We start from the raw sequence: 18,887 nt of genomic DNA, 5'->3' as shown, positions 1-18,887 counted from the left end.
CGGGAGTCAGGAGCGATGAAGAAGAGTCACCCTTTGCGGCGTGTCGTACTGGCCGGCGCCGCCACCGTGTCCGGAATCGTCCTGCTGCTGTCGCTGAAGCCCGCCTCCGATCCGGCGTCCACGTCGGCTCAGGGTGCCGCACCCCAGCAGGGAGTGGCGGGGCAGGAGTCACCCCAGGGCGGCAGTGCGCAGCAGTCGTCCACGGGGGCCCAGACGGTCACCGGCGACGTCGCCCAGACCCAGTACGGTCCGGTACAGGTCCGTATCACCGTCAACGGCGGCAAGATCACCAAGTCCGAGGTCGTCCAGATCCCCAGCGGCGGCCGCAGCACCGAGGTCAGCAACGCCTCCGTGCCCAAGCTCAACCAGGAAGCCGTCGCCGCGGGCAGCGCCGACATCGACGCGGTGTCCGGCGCCAGCTACACGAGCGCCGGATACAAGAAGTCGTTGCAGTCGGCGCTCGACAAGGCCAAGGCGAGCGGCAGCGGTTCCTCGGGGGCGACCGGATCAGCCGGGTCGGCGGGGTCGGGTGCCGCCGGTTCCGGTGCCGCCTCCGGGGCGGCCCAGGCCCCCGCCGCACAGGCCAAGACGGTCACCGGCGACGTCGCCCAGACCCAGTACGGGGCCGTCCAGGTCCGTATCACGGTCAGCGGCGGCAAGATCACCAAGTCCGAGGCCGTGCAGGCGCCCAAGGGCGGTCTGAGCGACCAGAAGACCGCGCTGGCCGTCCCCAAGCTCAACCAGGAGGCGGTCGCGGCCGGGAACGCGGACATCGACGCGGTCTCCGGTGCCACCTACACCAGCACCGGTTACAAGCAGTCCCTGCAGTCGGCCCTGGACAAGGCCGGTGGCTGACCCGGATCAGGAGCCGCCCGCGCTGCGGCACGCGGAAGAGGTCATGGGCACCGTCTTCTCCTTCGATGTGCGCGGCGGTGAACCCAAGGCCGTACAGGTCGCGTTGGAGGAGGCGGTCGCCCAACTCCACCGGAACGACGAGGTGTTCAGTACCTATCGCGAGACCAGCCAGATCTCGCGCCTGGCGCGCGGTGAGCTGACGGTCGAGGAGTGCGATCCGGAGGTCGCCGAGGTGCTCGACCTGTGCGCGGAGGCCGAGCGGGTCAGCGAGGGCTGGTTCAGCGCGACGTACGAGGGACGGTTCGACCCGACGGGTCTCGTGAAGGGCTGGGCGGCCGAACGCGCGGCCCGGCATCTGACGGCGGCCGGGGCGAGCGGGGTGAGCGTGAACGGCGGCGGTGACGTCCAGCTGTTCGGCGTGCCCGGTACGCACCGTCCGTGGCGGGTCGGTGTCTCGGACCCGCTGCGTCCCGGCGCGCTCGCGGCCGTGGTCTCCGCCGCCGGGGTCGACGAGCTGTCGGTGGCCACCTCCGGCACCGCCGAGCGCGGCGCCCACATCGTCGACCCGCGCACCGGCCGCTCCGCGGTCACCGACCTGGTCGCCGTGACCGTGGTGGGCCCGCACCTGACCTGGGTGGACGCCTGGGCGACGGCGGCCTTCGCGATGGGCTCCCGAGAGGCCCTGACCTGGCTGGAGTCCCTCCCCGACACGGAGGCTCTGCTGATCACGGCGGGAGACGAGGTCAGATGCACCGGGGGCTTGGCGCAACGCCTGGGGTGAAGTAACCCGCACCCGAGTACGACGGTGGAGGCGCATCCCGACCCGGGGTGCGCCTCCACCGTCGTACAGCTCAATGATTGTTCTGAGCCAACCGCAGCAAATGATCGGCCAGAGCCTGCCCACCCGTCGGATCACGGCTGATCAGCAGCAACGTGTCATCCCCTGCGATCGTCCCGAGAATGTCCTGCAGCTCGGCCTGGTCGATGGCCGAGGCAAGGAACTGGGCCGCGCCCGGCGGCGTACGCAGGACCACGAGGTTGGCCGAGGCCTCCGCGGAGATCAGCAGCTCCGCCGAGAGCCGCCGCATCCGCTCCTCCTTCGCCGACTCCCCCAACGGCGCCCGCGGGGTGCGGAAGCCGCCCTCGCTCGGTACCGCGTAGATGAGGTCGCCGTCGTTGTTGCGGATCTTCACCGCGTTCAGCTCGTCCAGGTCCCGGGAGAGCGTCGCCTGGGTGACGCTCAGCCCGTCGTCGGCGAGGAGCTTCGCCAACTGGCTCTGGGAGCGCACCGGTTGCCGGTTGAGGATGTCCACGATCCGGCGGTGGCGCGCGGTGCGGGTCTGCGGCACGGCAGGCCCGGCGTGCTCGTGATCCTGCGCCTGACTCATCGTCGTCGTCTCATTCTTTGGCTCGTCCGTCCCCGTTGACTACAGCGTCGAGGACGCCGGGAAAGGCCTGGAGGAACGCGTCCACCTCGTCGTCGCTCAGGTTCAGCGGGGGCATCAGCCGTACGACATCGGGGGCGGGCGCGTTGACCAGGAGACCGGCGTCCTGAGCCGCCTGCTGCACCTGCGGCGCGAGCGGCTCGGTGAGCACGATACCCAGGAGCAGGCCCGCACCCCGGACATGGTCGATCATCGGGTTCCCGAGTGACTCGATTCCGTCCCGCAGTTTCTCGCTCGCGGCCTTCACGTTCTCCAGGAGACCCTCGGAGGCGATCGTGTCGAGAACGGCGAGTCCGGCGGCGCAGACGACCGGGTTGCCACCGAAGGTCGAACCGTGATGGCCGGGCTTCAGCAGCTCGGCGGCCCGGCCGAAGGCCACGGTGGCGCCGAGCGGCAGCCCGCCGCCGAGGCCCTTGGCGAGGGTGACGACGTCCGGCAGGACACCTTCGTGGTCCTGGTAGGCGAACCAGGGCCCGGTGCGGCCGATGCCGGTCTGCACCTCGTCGAGGACGAGGAGGCTGCCGGTGGCGGCGGTGATCGCGCGGGCGGCCTTGAGGTAGCCGGGCGGCGGTACGACCACGCCGTTCTCGCCCTGGATCGGCTCGATGATCACGAGGGCGGTGTCCTCGGTGACCGCCGCGGCCAGGGCCTGCGCGTCACCGTAGGGAACGTGTGTGACCTCACCGGGCAGCGGCAGGAACGGCTCCTGCTTGCCGGGCTGGCCGGTGAGCGCGAGGGCGCCCATGGTGCGGCCGTGGAAGCCGCCGTGGGTCGCCACCATGTGGCCCCGGCCGGTCAGCCGGCCGATCTTGAAGGCGCCCTCGTTGGCCTCGGCGCCCGAGTTGCAGAAGTACACCCGGCCCTCGCGGCCGAAGAGCTGGAGCAGCCGTTCGGCGAGTGCGACGGGCGGCTCGGCGACGAAGAGGTTGGAGACATGGCCGAGGGAGGCGATCTGCCTGCCGACGGCCTCGACGATCGCCGGGTGTGCGTGGCCGAGCGCGTTGACCGCGATACCGCCGACGAAGTCGAGGTACTCCTTGCCGTCCGCGTCCCACAGCCGGGTGCCCTCGCCGCGGACGAGCGGCAGCCGCGGGGTGCCGTAGTTGTCCATGAGCGCGCCCTGCCACCGCTGGGTGAGCTCGGCGTTGGTCCCGGTCATTCGGCGTCCCCCTGTTCATCGGGCTGGGCGTCCGGCACGACCATCGTGCCGATCCCCTCGTCGGTGAAGATCTCCAGCAGGATCGAGTGCTGGACCCGGCCGTCGATGACACGGGCGGTGGTGACGCCGTTGCGGACGGCGTGCAGACAGCCCTCCATCTTCGGCACCATGCCGCTGGCCAGCTCGGGCAGCAGCTTCTCCAGTTCGGAGGCGGTCAGGCGGCTGATCACCTCGTCGCTGTCGGGCCAGTCCTCGTAGAGGCCCTCGACGTCCGTGAGGACCATGAGGGTTTCGGCGCCCAGTGCCGCAGCGAGTGCCGCAGCCGCCGTATCAGCATTGACGTTGTAGACATGTCCGTCGTCCTGGCTCCGGGCGATCGAGGAGACGACCGGGATCCGGCCGTCGGCGAGCAGTGCCTCGATCGCGCCCGTGTCGATCGCGGTGATCTCGCCCACCCGCCCGATGTCGACCAATTCCCCGTCGATCTGCGGCTGGTGCTTGGTGGCGGTGATGGTGTGCGCGTCCTCGCCGGTCATGCCGACGGCGAGCGGCCCGTGCTGGTTGAGCAGCCCGACCAGCTCGCGCTGGACCTGACCGGCCAGGACCATGCGTACGACGTCCATGGCGTCCTCGGTGGTGACGCGCAGGCCCGCCTTGAACTCGCTGACGATGCCGTGCCGGTCGAGGGCGGCGCTGATCTGCGGGCCGCCGCCGTGCACGACGACGGGCTTGAGGCCGGCCTGCCGCAGGAAGACGACGTCCTGGGCGAAGGCGGCCTTCAGCTCCTCGTTCACCATGGCGTTTCCGCCGAACTTGATGACGACCGTCTTGCCGTTGTGGCGGGTCAGCCACGGCAGCGCCTCGATGAGGATCCGGGCCTTGGGCAGTGCGGTGTGTTTACGAGTCGAGGACTTTCGCTCTTCTGAGTGATTGACCGTCATAGCCGACTTTCGGAAAGATCTCGGATCAGCCGCCGGGCGGGCGGTGTTGGCCTGCGGAGGCGATGTAAGACTCATCTCGGACACGTCCGGGGCGAGCGGCCGCCTGTGAAACAGGAACCCTCGTCGGCGACGACGAGGACCCGCGACAACCAAGCGGGCACGTCAAGAGGAGTAGGCGCTGTTCTCCTGGACATAGTCGGCCGTCAGGTCGTTGGTCCAGATCGTCGCAGACTCATTGCCTGCCGCGAGGTCCGCGACGATGTGGACCTCGCGGTAGCGCATGTCGACGAGCTCCCGGTCCTCGCCGACGCTGCCGTTCTTGCAGACCCAGACGCCGTTGATGGCGACGTTGAGCTGGTCGGGCTCGAAGGCGGCGGCGGTCGTGCCGATCGCGGACAGCACGCGTCCCCAGTTGGGGTCCTCGCCATGGATCGCGCACTTGAGGAGGTTGTTGCGGGCGATGGAGCGGCCCACCTCGACGGCATCGTCCTCGCTCGCCGCGTTGACGACCTCGACCTTGATGTCCTTGCCGGCGCCCTCGGCGTCCCGGATCAGCTGCTGCCCGAGATCGTCGCAGACCGCCCGGACCGCCTCGGCGAACTCCGCGTACTCCGGGGTGACCTCGCAGGCGCCGGAGGCGAGCAGCAGCACGGTGTCGTTGGTCGACATGCAGCCGTCGGAGTCGACGCGGTCGAAGGTGGTGCGGGTGGCGGCGCGCAGTGCCCTGTCGAGGGTCTCGGAGTCGAGGTCCGCGTCCGTCGTCAGCACGACGAGCATGGTGGCGAGGCCGGGCGCGAGCATGCCCGCGCCCTTGGCCATGCCGCCCACGGTCCAGCCCTCGCCGGTGCGCACCGAGGTCTTGTGCACGGTGTCGGTGGTCTTGATGGCGATGGCGGCCTTCTCGCCGCCGTGCGCGGAGAGCTGGGCGGCGGCCGCCTCGACCCCGGGCAGCAGCTTGTCCATCGGCAGGAGTACGCCGATGAGTCCCGTCGAGGCCACGGCGACCTCGCCGGCGTTGAGGTCCAGCACCTCGGCGACCTTTTCGGCGGTCGCGTGCGTGTCCTGGAAGCCCTTGGGCCCCGTACAGGCGTTGGCGCCACCGGAGTTGAGGATCACGGCGGAGACCTGGCCGCCCTTGAGGACCTGCTCGGACCAGAGGACCGGCGCGGCCTTCACGCGGTTGGAGGTGAAGACGCCCGCGGCGGCGAGGCGGGGCCCGTTGTTGACCACCAGGGCCAGGTCGGGGTTGCCGTTCTCCTTGATTCCGGCGGCGATGCCGGAGGCGGTGAAGCCCTTGGCAGCGGTGACGCTCACGGTGCGACTCCGATCGTGGAAAGACCCGTTTCCTCGGGAAGCCCGAGGGCGATGTTCATGCTCTGCACGGCCCCGCCGGCCGTGCCCTTGGTCAGGTTGTCGATGGCACTGATCGCGATGATGCGGTGTGTCGCCCCGTCGTACGCGACCTGGACCTGAACGGCGTTGGAACCGTAGACGGACGCGGTGGCGGGCCACTGCCCCTCGGGCAGCAGATGGACGAAGGGCTCGTCCGCGAACGCCTTCTCGTACGCGGCCCGTACGGACTCGGCGGTGACCCCCGCCTTCGCCTTCGCGCTGCACGTGGCGAGGATGCCGCGGGGCATCGGGGCGAGCGTCGGGGTGAAGGAGACGGTGACGGGCTCACCCGCCGCGCCGCTCAGGTTCTGGATCATCTCGGGGGTGTGCCGGTGGACGCCGCCGACGCCGTACGGGGACATGGAACCCATGACCTCGCTGCCCAGCAGATGCGGCTTGGCGGCCTTGCCCGCGCCGGAGGTCCCGGACGCGGCGACGATCACGGCCTCGGGCTCGGCGAGCGCGGCCGCGTACGCCGGGAAGAGGGCGAGGGAGACGGCGGTCGGGTAGCAACCGGGCACCGCGATGCGCTTGGACCCCTCCAGCGCGGCGCGGCCGCCCGGCAGTTCGGGAAGGCCGTACGGCCAGGTGCCCGCGTGTGCGGAGCCGTAGTATTTCTCCCAGTCGGCCGGGTCCTTGAGCCGGAAGTCGGCGCCCATGTCGACGACGAGGACGTCCGGGCCGAGCTGCTCGGCGGCGGCGGCGGACTGGCCGTGGGGCAGTGCGAGGAACACGACGTCGTGGCCGGCGAGGACGTCCGGGGTGGTCTCCTGGAGGACACGGTCGGCCAGTGGCAGCAGGTGCGGCTGCAGTGCGCCGAGGCGCTGGCCCGCGTTGGAGTTGCCGGTCAGGACGCCGATCTCGACCTCGGGGTGCGCCAGGAGCAGACGCAGCGCTTCGCCGCCCGCGTACCCACTCGCTCCCGCCACTGCTGCGCGTACCGCCATGGAACCCTCCTCCTAGATGGCATGACTATACGTTTCCATGCACGTTTATGCAATCGACTGTCGACGATCACCTCGGCCGGGGTGCGCTCTCGGCGGGGGCCGCGGCGGCGGTGAGGTAACGGGTGAGCATGGCGACGAGTTCGTTCTCGAACCGGGGGAGATCGACCGGGTCCGGGGCGGCGACGAGGTGGTGGACGACGAGTTCGACGACGTCGACGACGAGCCGGGCGGCGATGTGCGTGTCGGCCACCCGGACCTCGGGGTGGCCGACGAGCAGCGCTTCGACGTAGGCGACGCACTCCCGCTCGAACTCCCGGACCATGGCGAGCGCCCCCGCCGTGTGTGGGCCCTGCTCCGCCGGCACCCGGAGCAACTCCGGGTGGTCCCGGTGGCATTCGACCACGGACCCCACGAGCAGACGCATCACCTCCTCCAGGGAGTCGGGAAGCTGTTCCTGGAAGAGGGACCGGGCGTGCGAGATGCCGATGCGAAGGTGGGAGGTCATCAGCTCGGCCAGGATCGCGTCCTTGTTCGGGAAGTACTGGTAGAGCGATCCGATCGAGATCCTCGCCCGCTCGGCGATCCGGTTGGTGGTGCCGACGGCATAGCCGTGGTCCGCGAAAACGTGAGCAGCGGCGGTGATGATGCGCTGCCGGGTCAGCTCGGCGCGCACCTGTCGTGGCTGTTTGCGCGGCTGCAGCCGTCGTCGTCGGGGCGGGCGACGAGTTCGGCGCGGCCGGGCTCGGCCGGTACCGGGACAGCGCGAGCTGGGTGGCACCGGGCGCCGGGCGCGAGCTGCCGCGGGGATGACCCGAGCAGGCGTACGGATACGCCGGGTGGGGCCGGGTCAGGAACGGGAGCCGCGGGGCTGAGCGGGGCGTGCCGTGTTCTACTCCGTGCTCTGCTGCGCGTTCTGCTCCTCGCGCTTCTCCTTGATGCGGGCCTCTTCCTTGCGGACCTCGGCCTGGGTGGCGCGCTCCCGGCGCAGCCACCCGGGGTCCTCCTGCTTCAGGGCGTCGATCTGCTCCGTGGTGAGGGCCTCGGTGACTCCGCCCCGGGCCAGCCCGGCGATGGAGATGCCCAGCCGCGCCGCGACCACGGGCCGGGGGTGCGGGCCGTTGCGCCGCAGCTCCTCCAGCCACGCGGGCGGGTCGGTCTGCAGGGCGTTCAGCTCGGCGCGCGAGACGACGCCCTCCTGGAACTCGGCGGGGGTGGCCTCAAGGTACACACCCAGCTTCTTCGCCGCGGTGGCGGGCTTCATGGTCTGGGTGGTCTGGTGCGACGTCATGTGCCAAGGGTATCGAGCGTGTGCGCGACCTCCGACCACGACCGATAGCCTGGCGAGGTGACAGGCTCGGAAGTACCCCCTTCGTTCCGGCTCGCCTATGTCCCGGGAGTGACGCCCACGAAGTGGGTGCGGATCTGGAACGAGCGGCGGCCCGACGTCCCCCTGACGCTGGTCGCGGTGTCCGCCGCCGAGGCGTTCGACACGCTGCGGGCGCGCGACGCGGACGCCGGATTCGTACGGCTGCCGGTGGACCGGGAGGATCTCAGCGCGATCCCCCTCTACACCGAGACGACGGTGGTCGTGGTTCCCAAGGACCACATCGTGGCGGCGGTCGACGAGGTCACCTCCGAGGACCTGGCCGACGAGATCGTCCTGCACCCCCTCGACGACACCCTCGACTGGGAGCGTCCGCCGGGAGAGCCCGCCTTCGAGCGCCCCGCCACCACGGCCGACGCCGTCGACCTGGTGGCGGCGGGCATCGGGCTCCTCGTCGTCCCGCAGTCCCTCGCCCGTCTGCACACCCGCAAGGACCTCACCTACCGGCCGGTCACCGACGCCCCGGAGTCACGCGTCGCGCTGTCCTGGCCACAGGACGCGACCACCGACCTGGTGGAGGACTTCATCGGGATCGTCCGCGGCCGGACCGTCAACAGCACACGGGGACGCTCGCAGGCCCCGGCGGCGGCCCCGGCTCCGTCGAAGGCCAAGCGTCCCGACGCGGGCGGCGGCGCACGGCGCAAACCCGCCGCCGGCAAGACGACCGGCAAGTCGGCGGGCAAGAACCCGCGCGGCGGCGGCTCCGGGGGTGCCAAGGGCGGCGCCAAGCGGGGCAAGCCCCGCCGCCGCTCCTGACCCGGGTCCGGACGCGTCGCCCGACAACCGTGCGACAGCCCGCCGCTTGCCCCGCGGACACAGCTCGACCGTAGATACGGCTTCTCCGTAGATACAGCTCGACCGCGGACACAGCTCGACCGTAAATACAGCTTCACCGTAGATACAGCTCGACCGTGGACACAGCTCGGTCGTGAACGCAGCTCGGCCGCGGACACAGCTTGACCTGGAGCGCGCTCCAGGTTCTACGGTTTCCTCATGACCAGCGGACAGCCCCTCCCGCAGGAGCCGACGCTCACGATCGCCCAGGTCGCCGAGCGCACCGGTCTCTCGCACGACACGCTCCGGTACTACGAGAAGGCCGGCCTGATCGAACGGGTCGGCCGGACCACCGGCAACCAACGGCGTTACGAGGCGGCCGACCTGGCCTGGCTGGAGTTCCTGCTCCGGCTGCGCGAGACGGGCATGCCGATCGCGGAGATGCAGCGGTACGCACGGCTGCGGGCACGAGGCGACACCACGGTCCCCGACCGGCTGACGATGCTCCGTGAGCACCGCGCCGACCTGGAGGACCGTATCCGCGCCCTGCGGCGCAACGCGGCCGCCCTCGACGACAAGATCGACCACTACGAACGGCTGCTCGACCAGCCGGGATCGGACGACCTCACATGACGCTCATGGACACCGCCACCACCCGCGAGGACCGCTTCGAACACGGCCTGGAGGTCCTCCAGCGCATCGACGGTGAAGCCGGCCGGCGGGTCATCGACTCGCTGTCCGACATCAACCCCGAACTGGGCCACCAGATCGTCGCCTGGGGCTTCGGCGAGATCTACTCCCGGCCCGGACTGGTCCCGCGCGACCGCCAGTTGGTGACGCTCGGCATGCTGACCGCCCTCGGCGGCTGCGAGCCCCAGCTCTACGTGCACATCAACGCCGCCCTCAATGTGGGCCTGACCCCCGAGGAGATCGTCGAGGCGCTGCTGCACTCGGCGGGATACTGCGGCATGCCGAAGGCGATCAATGCGACCCTTGTCGCGAAGAAGGTCTTCGCCGAGCGCGGGCTGCTGCCCGTCGAACAGCAGCCCGCGCCCCCGGCTACCTCTGTCTGATCCGCAGGAACGTCACCGAGTTCACCGCCTCAGCGCTCAATGCTTCGAACGGCAAGATGGGGAGGGGGTCGGAGCGCGTCCATGGGCCGCGCAGCATCGCATGGGACGGAGAGCGGGACGGTATGGGTGAGTTCTGGCCAGTGGTGGACGTGCTCTCGTATCTGGCGGGGAGCTGGCGGGTGGAGCGCGCGGTGCGGGATCAGGCCGGTGGTGCGGAGGGGCGGTTCACGGGGACGACGGTTTTCGGCCCACTGGAGGAATTCGGCCCGCTGGAGGAAACCGGATCTCCGCACGGCCTTCTGCACCAGGAATCCGGCACGTTCGTGTGGCAGGGCACACCTCGGCCCGCCGAACGGACCCTGCGGTTCCTGCCGGGGCCGACCCCGGCGACGGCCTTCGTCCAGTTCTCCGACGGCCGCCCCTTCCACGACCTGGACCTGACCACCGGCCGGCACATCGCCGACCACCCGTGCGCGGCGGACCTCTACCGGGGTGAGTTCACGGTGCACGGGGAAGGCAGCTGGCGCACGGTGTGGCGGGTGGGCGGACCCGCCAAGGACCTCGTCCTCACGACCGACTACACACGGCTGCCCTAGACGCGCTGCATCAGGGCTTCGAGGCGCAGGTTCCAGCGGCCGCTGCTCCCGGTCAGGGTGATCGTCGACAGGGGGCGCACATCGATGTTCCAGTACGCCGACGGCTGGGCCCGGAGCGCGTAGACGAGGGCGGCCCGTACCACCGAGGGTTCGGCCACCGCGACGATCCGGCCGCCGTCGTCGGCGGGCCGGGTGTCGAGCCAGCCGCCGACGCGGGAGACGAAGGACATCAGGGACTCGCCGCCGTGCGGGGCGGAGCGCGGGTCGGCGAGCCAGGCGTCGACCGCCGAGGGCTCGCGGGCCATCGCCTCGCCCAGTGTGAAGCCGCGCCACCGGCCCATGCCGCAGTCGCGCAGCGCGGGCTGGACCATCGGCGCGTAGCCGAGGGCGTCACCGGTGGCACGGCTGCGCGGGGTCGGTGAGCAGTAGCGCAGCTCGGCCGCCGCCAGCGGCACCAGCTCGGGGGCGGCGCGCTGCACGTCGTCCCAGCCGGCCTGGTCCAGCGGCCGGTCGTCCTCGAAGCGTTCGGCGAGCAGCGAGGAGCTGCGCGCGGCGGCGACGAACGTGACCCGAAGATGCATGCGGCGATCGTGGAGCCCGGGACTCCGCAGGTCAAGGGGTGTTACGCAAGGTATATAGGGTATATACGGCGTGCTGAAGCCGAGCTTCGCGTGGTCGCCGTGTGCGCCGTCCGTGGCGAGCAGGATGCGGCTGAAGGCGCGAGGCGGCGACGGGCTTCGGGGGCGCGGGAAACGGCGCGACCGGCCCCCGCCCACCCGCGGACGCAGAGCCGGGGCCGGAGCCGAGGCCGGGGCCAGGGCCGGAGCCAGTCAGCCCAATACCTCGTCGCACGCCCCCCGCAGACGTCGTACCCCCTCCGTGATCTCCTCCGTGCCCGCGACCGCCGCGAAACTCAACCGGAGGTGCGCGGCGGGGGGTTCGGCGCTGAAGTAGGGGCGGCCGGGAGTGACGGCCACACCGGCGCGGAGCGCGGCGGAGACCAGCGCGGACTCGTCGGTGCCGTCGGGCAGGCGCAACCACAGGTGGTAGCCGCCGGACGGGACGTGCGGCAGGTCGAGTTCGGGGAGCGTCACCCGCAGCGCGGTCGTCATCGTGTCCCGACGGTTCCTCAACTCGGCCGCGACGGCGCGCAGATGGCGGGGCCAGGCGGGCGAACCGACCAGTTCGAGGGCGGCCTCCTGCAGCGGGCGCGGCACGAACAGGGTGTCGACGACCTGGATGGCGCGCAGCCGCTCCAGGACCGGTCCGCGCGCGGCCAGCGCGCTCACCCGGAAGCTCGGCGAGGCCGCCTTGGTCAGGGAGTTGACGTGCACGACGACGCCGTCGGGGTCCTCGGCGGCCAGCGGGCGCGGCAGCGGGCCCGCGTCCTCGTGCACGAGACGGCGTGCGAAGTCGTCCTCGATCACGAACGCGCCCGCCTCCCGCGCGATCCGTAGCACCTCGCCCCGGCGTTCGGGGGCGAGCACGGCGCCGGTCGGGTTCTGGAAGAGCGGCTGGCAGACGAGGACCCGGGCGCCGGTGGCCCTGAAGGCGTCGGCGAGCAGGGCCGGTCTCACCCCGCCGGGGTCCACCGGCACCGGAACGGGACGCAGTCCGGCCGCGCGGGCGATGGCCACCATGCCGGGGTAGGTGGGCGACTCGACCAGGACCGGGGCTCCCGGCGGGGCGAGGGCCCTGAGCGCGGTGGTCAGCGCGGACTGGCCGCCCGCCGTGACGAGCACCTCCGCGGCGGTGATCGCGCCGCCGATCCCCCGCGCGAACCACTCGCGCAGCTCCGGGAGCCCGTCCATCGGCGGCCGGGACCAGACGCCGGGGCGGCGGCCCGCCCGGGACAGGGCCGCGCCCATGGCCCGCTCGGGCTGCAGCGAGGGGTGCAGATAGCCGCCGTTGAACTCGATGACGCCGGGCGGCGGGACGGCGAGCGCGACCAGGACTCCGGAGGCGTCCACCGTGCGCGGGACGAGTTCCGTCGCGGCGTCCGCGCTCAGCGCGACCTCCTGCCAGGAGGTGTCCCCGGCGGGCGCGGCGGCGGGACGCGGGCGGGCCCGGAACGCGCCGGCTCCCGGCCGGGTCACCACCAGCCCCTCGGCGGCCAGCTGCGCCAGCGCCCGCGACACGGTCACCGGGCTCACCCGGAACCGCTCGACGAGCTCACGGCTCGACGGCAGCTTTCCACCGGGTGAGTAGCGGTTCAGCTCTCGCCGCAGCTGATTCGCCAGATTTCCCACACTGCTACGCTCGTGCATGAGAGCAGAGAGTAGCGCTATCGACCAGACGGGGATAGCGGTCAACAGCACCCCCGGCCCGCACACACCCGAACTCCGCAGCCCCGACCGCAGCCCTGACCTCCGGACCGACCGCCGCACCCCCACGGACCGGCGCTCCGGCACCCTTCAGGCCGCCCTCGGCGTCGCCGTCTTCTCGCTCACCTTTCCCGCCACCGCCTGGGGCCTCGAAGGCTTCGGCCCGTGGTCCCTCGTCGCCCTGCGCTGTGTCCTCGCCGCCGTCATCGCGGGCGGCTGTCTGCTGGCGCTGCGGGTGCCCGTACCGGCCCGGCGGCACTGGGCCGGACTCGCCGTGATCGCCGCGGGCGTCGTGTTCGGCTTCCCGCTGCTGACGACGCTCGCGCTGCAGACGTCCACCACCGCCCACGCGGCCGTGGTCGTCGGACTGCTGCCGCTGACGACCGCGCTGCTGTCGGCGCTGCGGACCGGGGCGCGGCCCTCACGGTTGTTCTGGGGCGCCGCCCTCGCGGGCGCGGCCGCGGTGATCGCGTTCACCGTGCAGCAGAGCGGCGGGGCGCTGAGCAGCGCGGACGCCTATCTCTTCGGGGCGCTGCTGATCTGCGCGGCGGGCTACACGGAGGGCGGCCGACTGGCCCGGACCATGCCGGGGTGGCAGGTCATCGGCTGGGCGCTGGTGCTGTGTCTGCCGCTGTCGGTGCCCGGCGCGCTGGTCGCGCTGTCGTACGAGCCGGTCCACCTGTCGGCGCACAGTGTGGCGGGCCTGCTGTGGGTGGCGGCCGCATCGCAGTTCCTGGGTCTGGTCGTCTGGTACCGCGGCATGGCGGCGATCGGCATCCCGAAGGCCAGCCAGTTGCAGCTGGCACAGCCACTGCTCACACTGGTGTGGTCGGTACTGCTCCTCGGCGAGCAGCTCACACCGGCCGCGCCCCTGACGGCGGCGGCCGTGCTGATCTGCATAGCGCTCACCCAACGGGCGCGGGGCTGAGCAGCACGCAGGGGCCGGGCCAGCCGGCCGCACCAGCCGTAGAATTGTGGCCACGGACCGCTCTCCCCCAACGGACCGCTACTCCCGCAGATGACGAGGAGACCCTTCACATGCATGCAGACGTGGGCGACAAGCTCGTGCAGCACGGCAGGGTTGTCGGACAGCACGACAAGGTCGCAGAGATCACCGAAGTAATCGGCACCGAGGGCACTCCCCCGTACCGCGTCCGCTTCTCGGACGGGCACGAGGCGGTCTGCTCACCGGGCCCCGACTCCGAAATCCGCCACAAGGGCGAGGGCGAGGGGCGATAACTCAGCGCGCGGGTTCCGCCGACCGCTGATAGTGGTCGGCCACGACCCGCGCCATCGCACCGACGCGGTCGACTCCGACCTCCTTGGCCGAGAAGAAGACATGCCCGCGCACCTGCGGCTGGTCGCGGGCGAAGGCGAGGTGCCGGGAGAGTTCCGCCGGGTCCTGCCAGGCGGCGGTCTGCGCCGGATCACCGGCCTTGTAGAGCGCCTCCCCGACGTACAGCCGCACGTTCGTGCCCTCGGTGACCGCCGCCCACCAGGGCACGAGCTTCGCGTAGTCGGCGGCGGCGAAGCCGAGGTTCCAGTAGATCTGCGGGACGATGTAGTCCATCCAGTTCTCCCGGACCCACTTCCTGGTGTCGGCGTACAGATCGTCGTACGTCTGCACGGCGGCCGCGGTGTCCGAGCCGAGCGGGTCGGTCGTGGCGTTGCGCCACACCCCGAAAGGGCTGATCCCGAACCGCGCGGCGGGCCGGATCTGCCGGATGCGGGCGGCCGTCTCCCGCACCAGCCGGTCAATGTTGTCGCGCCGCCAGGCGGCCCTGCTCGGGAAGCCCGCGCCGTGCGCCCGGTACGCCGCGTCGTCGTCGAAGACCTCGCCCTCGACGGGGTAGGGGTAGAAGTAGTCGTCCCAGTGCACGCCGTCGATCGCGTACTTCCGCACCGCGTCGAGCATCGCGTCCTGAACGAACCGCCGGACCTCGGGCAGCCCCGGGTTGTAGTAGAGCTCCCCGCCGTACGGCACGACCCAGTCGGGGTGCTCGCGCGCCGGGTGCGTCGCCACCAGCCTGCCGGGATCGGAGTGGAGGGCGATCCGGTACGGGTTGAACCAGGCGTGCAGTTCCAGGCCGCGCGCGTGGGCCTCCGTGACCGCCGTGCCGAGCGGGTCCCAGCCGGGGTTCTCGCCCTGAACGCCGGTGAGGTACTGCGACCACGGCTCGTACGGCGAGGGCCACAGGGCGTCGGCCGTGGGGCGCACCTGGAAGAACACGGCGTTGAGGCGGCGGTGGACCGCCGTGTCGAGGTGGTCGAGGAGTTCGGCGCGCTGCCGGGCGGCCGTGAGACCGGTCCGCGAGGGCCAGTCGCGGTGGGAGGCGGTCGACAGCCACATGCCCCGCAGCTCCGTGGCCGCCCGCGACCCGCCGGGTCTGGCGGCACCCGCGGTTCCCGGGGCATCCGTGGCGTCGGCGTCGGTGGTGCCCGGTGCGGTCACCAGGTCCCCCACGGTCGCGAGACCCGACAGCGTCGCCAGCGCGGCCAGTGCGAACGCCCGCCGTGACGCCCGCCCCGCCCCCGTCATCCTCTCCACGACGCCACGCTCCTCAACGCTTCTCCACGCTCCGGATCCACCCGGTCACGGGCCGTCCCACGCCACAGCATGCCCGACCCGGCCGATCGATCATCGATACTTCGGAGTAACGTGCAGAGGACCGGCACGATCGGAGCAGGCACCGAACAACGGGGGTCCTGCCACAGTCGTAGATCAGCGAAGGGGACGATGTGACGGACACCGCGGGAGACATCACACGCGTCGGAGTGGTGGGCTGCGGCCAGATGGGAGCGGGCATCGCCGAGGTCTGCGCCCGCGCCGGGCTCGACGTCAAGGTCGCCGAGACCACCGGTGAGGCACTGGAGATCGGCCGTACCCGGCTGTTCAACTCCCTCTCCAAGGCTGCCGAGCGCGGAAAGATCTCCGCGGACGAGCTGACCGCCACCCAGGACCGGCTGAGCTTCACCACCGACCTCGGCGAGTTCGCCGACCGCGACCTGGTGATCGAGGCCGTCGTCGAGAACGAGCAGGTGAAGACCGAGATCTTCCAGGTGCTCGACCAGGTGGTGACCCGGCAGGACGCGATCCTCGCCTCCAACACCTCCTCGATCCCGCTGGTCCGGCTCGCCGTCGCCACCTCGCGCCCCGACCAGGTCGTCGGCATCCACTTCTTCAACCCGGCCCCGGTGCAGCAGCTCGTCGAGCTGATCCCGGCGCTGACCACCTCCGAGGGCACCCTCAGCCGGGCGCAGCTGTTCGCCGAGAAGGCTCTCGGCAAGCACGCGATCCGCGCCCAGGACCGCTCCGGGTTCGTGGTCAACGCGCTGCTGATCCCGTATCTGCTCTCCGCGATCCGGATGTTCGAGTCGGGCATCGCCAGCCGCGAGGACATCGACAACGGCATGGAGCTGGGCTGCGCCCACCCGATGGGCCCGCTCAAGCTCTCCGACCTGATCGGCCTGGACACGGTGGCCTCGGTCGCGTACTCGATGTACGAGGAGTACAAGGAGCCCCTGTACGCCGCTCCCCCGCTGCTCCAGCGCATGGTGGACGCGGGCCGACTGGGCCGGAAGACCGGCTCCGGCTTCTACTCGTACTAGCGATTGCGGCGACGTCGCCAAGTGGCGCTGTTCCAGGGCGAATTCACCCAGACCAGCGCCCACGGCGGCGCCGCCGTCGGGTGACTCTCGCGGCGCCCGCCAGGTCCCCATCCGCGCGTCCTCGCCCAGCCCACGTGGACTGCACGGGAACACGGCCTATTGGGCGGCATCGACCGACACCAAACCGACCCTGACCTGGGACTTTGCGTCTTTCGAAGCTGTCAGGGCCTTTCCCGCTTACTCAGTGAAATATCCCTGGAAAGTCCCCGGGACAGAGCTGAAAGTCCCTGAAAAGTCCCTGGGAAGTCCCTGGTTCGGAGCGGCCCGACCAGCGCTTGTGAGCCCCGCGCCGGTGTCGCGGGCAACTGGATTCGGACCCGAGACCTACGCATTACGAGTCAGCACATGATCTTCTTGGATCATCTCAACCTTACTCACACTGCGTGATACCAGCAGCCAGGGCGGTCAGGGCGGTGGTGGTCCGGTTCCAGTCTGCTGTGGCTGGAGTGGCTGCTGCGCCGTTGAGGGCGGCTGAGCGGCGGGTGACGGTGACAGCCGCTTCCAGCAGCAGACGGTGCAGTTCGCTGCCTCTTTGTGGGAAAGAGGGTGCAGCAGCCACGACGCCCAGCCTGTCGTGGGGCGCTTGGCTGCCGTCCGCGGTGCGGTATAGCTCGGTGGTGATGTGTTGCCATAGAGGTTCAGGTGGTCCCTCTCCGGTGCTGAGCGCGGCGAGGGCAAGCCGTAGGCGGGCTTCGTTGAATGTCAGGCGGTGGCGCTGTTCTTCCTGCTCGCGCTGTTGCCGGGCTTCTTCCTCCGTGCGGGTGTCCCACCGTGCGGTGGCGACCTTCAGGTCCGGGTAACGCTCGCGCAGTTCAAGAGCGGACGGCAGGTCCGGATCCGCTGGATCGGGCCACGCAGTCACCAGCAACGCGGCGTACTGGTGGGCGTCGGGGCTCAGCGTGGGCCACTGCAAAGTCCAGTACACCGAGTCATCAGGGGAGAACAGGGCGGGGCTGCCTGGCTGGGACAGGAGCCGGGTGACCTGGTGGTCATCACCGCGTTCCAGGACACGCTGGCCCAGTTCTCGGCGGATGCCCGGCCGGGTCAGGAGCACCTCGCCCACCGGTTGCGCAAGCTGGTGCCGGTCGTCGAAATCGGCACGTCCCGCCAGAGTGAGCAGGGCATCGGCGGCTTGGTCGAGCCGCCTGTTCCGTTGTGCAGAGTCGCTGTTGGTGTCGTCTTCGTCGAAGAGCGCGATCGCCTGGGCGAGGATGCGAACCGGCAGTCGCACGGACAACTGCGACTCGCCGGACAGGGTCAGGCCGGCCCGGGGGTGCCGCGAACCCAGAGTCCGTGTCGCCCACGCTACCGCTTCGTCGACGTCTTCGGGTCTCAGCAGGTTCGGAACCTTATGGATCAGGAGCCATGCGGAACGGACCTGCGTGGGGTCATCGGCAGGCGGGATCAGGTCCAGAAATTCTGGCAGCCGCAGATGCTGCGGCCACAACCGCTCCAGCGCGGCCGCCGCCAGGTCCGCGTCACCGCGCCAAGCCAGCGCCCTCAGCAAGGCCAGCCGCGCCGGGTCTTGTTCCAGGACCGGCAGCCTGCCCAGGTCCGCATCGTTGTGCTCGGCCAATGCCCTGAGGCGGGCCACATGGTCCGCGTCCAGTTCGTCGCCGAGTGCTTGGACGGCTAGGCGGCGCAGTTTCGGATCGATCCCCTGTGTCTCGGCCCCTGTCAGCAACTGGTCGTTGAGCTCGGGTAGTTGGCAGGCTCGCGCGATGCGGAGCACCGTGGAGAGCAGCGGAGGCGCAGCCGGGAGGGACAGATGAGGACGCAGCTGAGCGGACAGCCCTGGGTGCTTCAGGCGGTGCAGCACCCATCGGTCCAGTTGGACCGTGTCATCGCTGGACACTAGGTCGAGGAGCCGGTCCACTACGGCCTCGCGCTGCTGATCGCGGAGTGCGGTGAGGTCAGCCAGCAACAGCACTTCGGCATCGTGCCGCAGGACTTCGGCGAACAGCTCTGTATCGTCCACCACCCGCCATGCGGCCACCTCGCGGTGCCGTGCCACAACATGACGGGACGTTCCGTCACCGATCCATAGCAGCTGCCGCTGCGCGGCGTCGTGCATGTGGTGCCGTGCCAGGAACTGGGCAGCCAGGTACTGCTGGTAGCTGTCCTGGGCGAAGGCCCAGCGACGCAGTCCGACCTCGACCATCAGCCCGGAATCCACCAACGCCAGCAGTTCCTGCATCCCGCAGTGGTAGGAGACCCCCGCCGCTCCCGGCTCGTCACCGCCGTCAAGATCAGCCAGTGCCACGTCAGTCTCCATGGCAATCGGGGCGTCATGGATTGAACCGCCCCGTGTCGAATAGAGACTCGATT

Annotated in this window: 20 protein-coding genes; 9 read left to right on the top strand and 11 right to left on the bottom strand. The window is 70.8% G+C overall.

Annotated elements, in window-relative coordinates; genetic code table 11:
- Nucleotides 1–15 precede the first annotated feature (15 nt).
- Together RV986_RS41705 and RV986_RS41700 are read left to right on the top strand one after the other, a co-directional pair.
- Nucleotides 16–855 (top strand): FMN-binding protein, encoded by an 840-nt coding sequence (locus RV986_RS41705; protein ID WP_475922361.1) that lies wholly within the window; start codon nucleotides 16–18, stop codon nucleotides 853–855.
- 43 nt (nucleotides 856–898) lie between these two features.
- Nucleotides 899–1,636 carry an FAD:protein FMN transferase gene (locus tag RV986_RS41700; RefSeq protein ID WP_475924626.1) on the top strand — a complete coding sequence of 246 codons (738 nt, stop codon included), beginning with the start codon at nucleotides 899–901 and terminating at the stop codon, nucleotides 1,634–1,636.
- 70 nt (nucleotides 1,637–1,706) lie between these two features.
- Here RV986_RS41700 and RV986_RS41695 read toward each other — a convergent pair whose 3' ends face one another.
- The 7 genes from RV986_RS41695 to RV986_RS41665 form a co-directional block, all read right to left on the bottom strand.
- A complete protein-coding gene (locus RV986_RS41695) occupies nucleotides 1,707–2,243 on the bottom strand; it encodes an arginine repressor (protein ID WP_443226487.1) in 537 nt (178 codons plus the stop codon).
- Nucleotides 2,244–2,253: 10 nt separating this feature from the next.
- Nucleotides 2,254–3,459 carry an acetylornithine transaminase gene (locus RV986_RS41690; RefSeq protein ID WP_475922360.1) on the bottom strand — a complete coding sequence of 402 codons (1,206 nt, stop codon included), beginning with the start codon at nucleotides 3,457–3,459 and terminating at the stop codon, nucleotides 2,254–2,256.
- Complete coding sequence (argB, locus tag RV986_RS41685) at nucleotides 3,456–4,400, bottom strand: acetylglutamate kinase (RefSeq protein WP_475922359.1); 945 nt, start codon at nucleotides 4,398–4,400, stop codon at nucleotides 3,456–3,458. The genes RV986_RS41690 and argB overlap by 4 nt, the downstream gene beginning before the upstream one ends.
- Before the next feature lie 162 nt (nucleotides 4,401–4,562).
- Complete coding sequence (gene argJ / locus RV986_RS41680; RefSeq protein WP_475922358.1) at nucleotides 4,563–5,714, bottom strand: bifunctional glutamate N-acetyltransferase/amino-acid acetyltransferase ArgJ; 1,152 nt, start codon at nucleotides 5,712–5,714, stop codon at nucleotides 4,563–4,565.
- A complete protein-coding gene (gene argC, locus RV986_RS41675; RefSeq protein ID WP_475922357.1) occupies nucleotides 5,711–6,739 on the bottom strand; it encodes an N-acetyl-gamma-glutamyl-phosphate reductase in 1,029 nt (342 codons plus the stop codon). Before argC ends, argJ begins: the two co-directional genes overlap by 4 nt.
- A gap of 67 nt (nucleotides 6,740–6,806) precedes the next feature.
- A complete protein-coding gene (locus RV986_RS41670; RefSeq protein WP_475922356.1) occupies nucleotides 6,807–7,412 on the bottom strand; it encodes a TetR/AcrR family transcriptional regulator in 606 nt (201 codons plus the stop codon).
- 216 nt (nucleotides 7,413–7,628) lie between these two features.
- The gene (locus RV986_RS41665; protein WP_475922355.1) at nucleotides 7,629–8,027 is read right to left on the bottom strand and encodes a DUF5997 family protein; all 399 of its coding nucleotides are present in this window, start codon (nucleotides 8,025–8,027) and stop codon (nucleotides 7,629–7,631) included.
- A 57-nt stretch (nucleotides 8,028–8,084) separates the two neighbouring features.
- Between RV986_RS41665 and RV986_RS41660 the strand changes: the two genes are divergently transcribed.
- The 4 genes from RV986_RS41660 to RV986_RS41645 all read left to right on the top strand — a co-directional run bounded on the left by RV986_RS41660 (nucleotide 8,085) and on the right by RV986_RS41645 (nucleotide 10,566).
- The gene (locus tag RV986_RS41660) at nucleotides 8,085–8,879 is read left to right on the top strand and encodes a LysR family substrate-binding domain-containing protein (RefSeq protein WP_475922354.1); all 795 of its coding nucleotides are present in this window, start codon (nucleotides 8,085–8,087) and stop codon (nucleotides 8,877–8,879) included.
- Between the two features lie 237 nt (nucleotides 8,880–9,116).
- On the top strand, nucleotides 9,117–9,530 hold the full coding sequence (locus tag RV986_RS41655; protein WP_475922353.1) for a MerR family transcriptional regulator: 414 nt from the start codon (nucleotides 9,117–9,119) through the stop codon (nucleotides 9,528–9,530).
- A 5-nt stretch (nucleotides 9,531–9,535) separates the two neighbouring features.
- On the top strand, nucleotides 9,536–9,970 hold the full coding sequence (locus tag RV986_RS41650; RefSeq protein WP_475924625.1) for a carboxymuconolactone decarboxylase family protein: 435 nt from the start codon (nucleotides 9,536–9,538) through the stop codon (nucleotides 9,968–9,970).
- A 122-nt stretch (nucleotides 9,971–10,092) separates the two neighbouring features.
- A complete protein-coding gene (locus tag RV986_RS41645; protein ID WP_475922352.1) occupies nucleotides 10,093–10,566 on the top strand; it encodes a DUF6314 family protein in 474 nt (157 codons plus the stop codon).
- Here RV986_RS41645 and RV986_RS41640 read toward each other — a convergent pair.
- Together RV986_RS41640 and RV986_RS41635 are read right to left on the bottom strand one after the other, a co-directional pair.
- On the bottom strand, nucleotides 10,563–11,147 hold the full coding sequence (locus RV986_RS41640; protein WP_475922351.1) for a histidine phosphatase family protein: 585 nt from the start codon (nucleotides 11,145–11,147) through the stop codon (nucleotides 10,563–10,565). The genes RV986_RS41645 and RV986_RS41640 overlap by 4 nt on opposite strands.
- Nucleotides 11,148–11,396: 249 nt before the next feature.
- On the bottom strand, nucleotides 11,397–12,833 hold the full coding sequence (locus RV986_RS41635) for an aminotransferase-like domain-containing protein (RefSeq protein ID WP_475922350.1): 1,437 nt from the start codon (nucleotides 12,831–12,833) through the stop codon (nucleotides 11,397–11,399).
- Between RV986_RS41635 and RV986_RS41630 the strand changes: the two genes are divergently transcribed.
- Nucleotides 12,832–13,818 (top strand): DMT family transporter, encoded by a 987-nt coding sequence (locus tag RV986_RS41630; protein WP_475922349.1) that lies wholly within the window; start codon nucleotides 12,832–12,834, stop codon nucleotides 13,816–13,818. The genes RV986_RS41635 and RV986_RS41630 overlap by 2 nt on opposite strands.
- Before the next feature lie 110 nt (nucleotides 13,819–13,928).
- Complete coding sequence (locus RV986_RS41625) at nucleotides 13,929–14,129, top strand: DUF1918 domain-containing protein (RefSeq protein WP_475922348.1); 201 nt, start codon at nucleotides 13,929–13,931, stop codon at nucleotides 14,127–14,129.
- A gap of 1 nt (nucleotide 14,130) precedes the next feature.
- Here RV986_RS41625 and RV986_RS41620 read toward each other — a convergent pair whose 3' ends face one another.
- On the bottom strand, nucleotides 14,131–15,429 hold the full coding sequence (locus RV986_RS41620; protein ID WP_475924624.1) for a glycoside hydrolase family 10-like protein: 1,299 nt from the start codon (nucleotides 15,427–15,429) through the stop codon (nucleotides 14,131–14,133).
- A 200-nt stretch (nucleotides 15,430–15,629) separates the two neighbouring features.
- Between RV986_RS41620 and RV986_RS41615 the strand changes: the two genes are divergently transcribed.
- Nucleotides 15,630–16,499, top strand: a complete 870-nt coding sequence (locus RV986_RS41615) for a 3-hydroxybutyryl-CoA dehydrogenase (protein WP_475922347.1) — start codon at nucleotides 15,630–15,632, stop codon at nucleotides 16,497–16,499.
- Between the two features lie 430 nt (nucleotides 16,500–16,929).
- Here RV986_RS41615 and RV986_RS41610 read toward each other — a convergent pair whose 3' ends face one another.
- Nucleotides 16,930–18,822 (bottom strand): NACHT domain-containing protein, encoded by a 1,893-nt coding sequence (locus RV986_RS41610; RefSeq protein ID WP_475922346.1) that lies wholly within the window; start codon nucleotides 18,820–18,822, stop codon nucleotides 16,930–16,932.
- Nucleotides 18,823–18,887: the final 65 nt, after the last annotated feature.

Source organism: Streptomyces sp. RLA012 (genome assembly GCF_056270325.1).
Note: the sequence above shows the minus strand (reverse complement) of the source record. Positions and strands in the feature narration are given on the sequence as shown.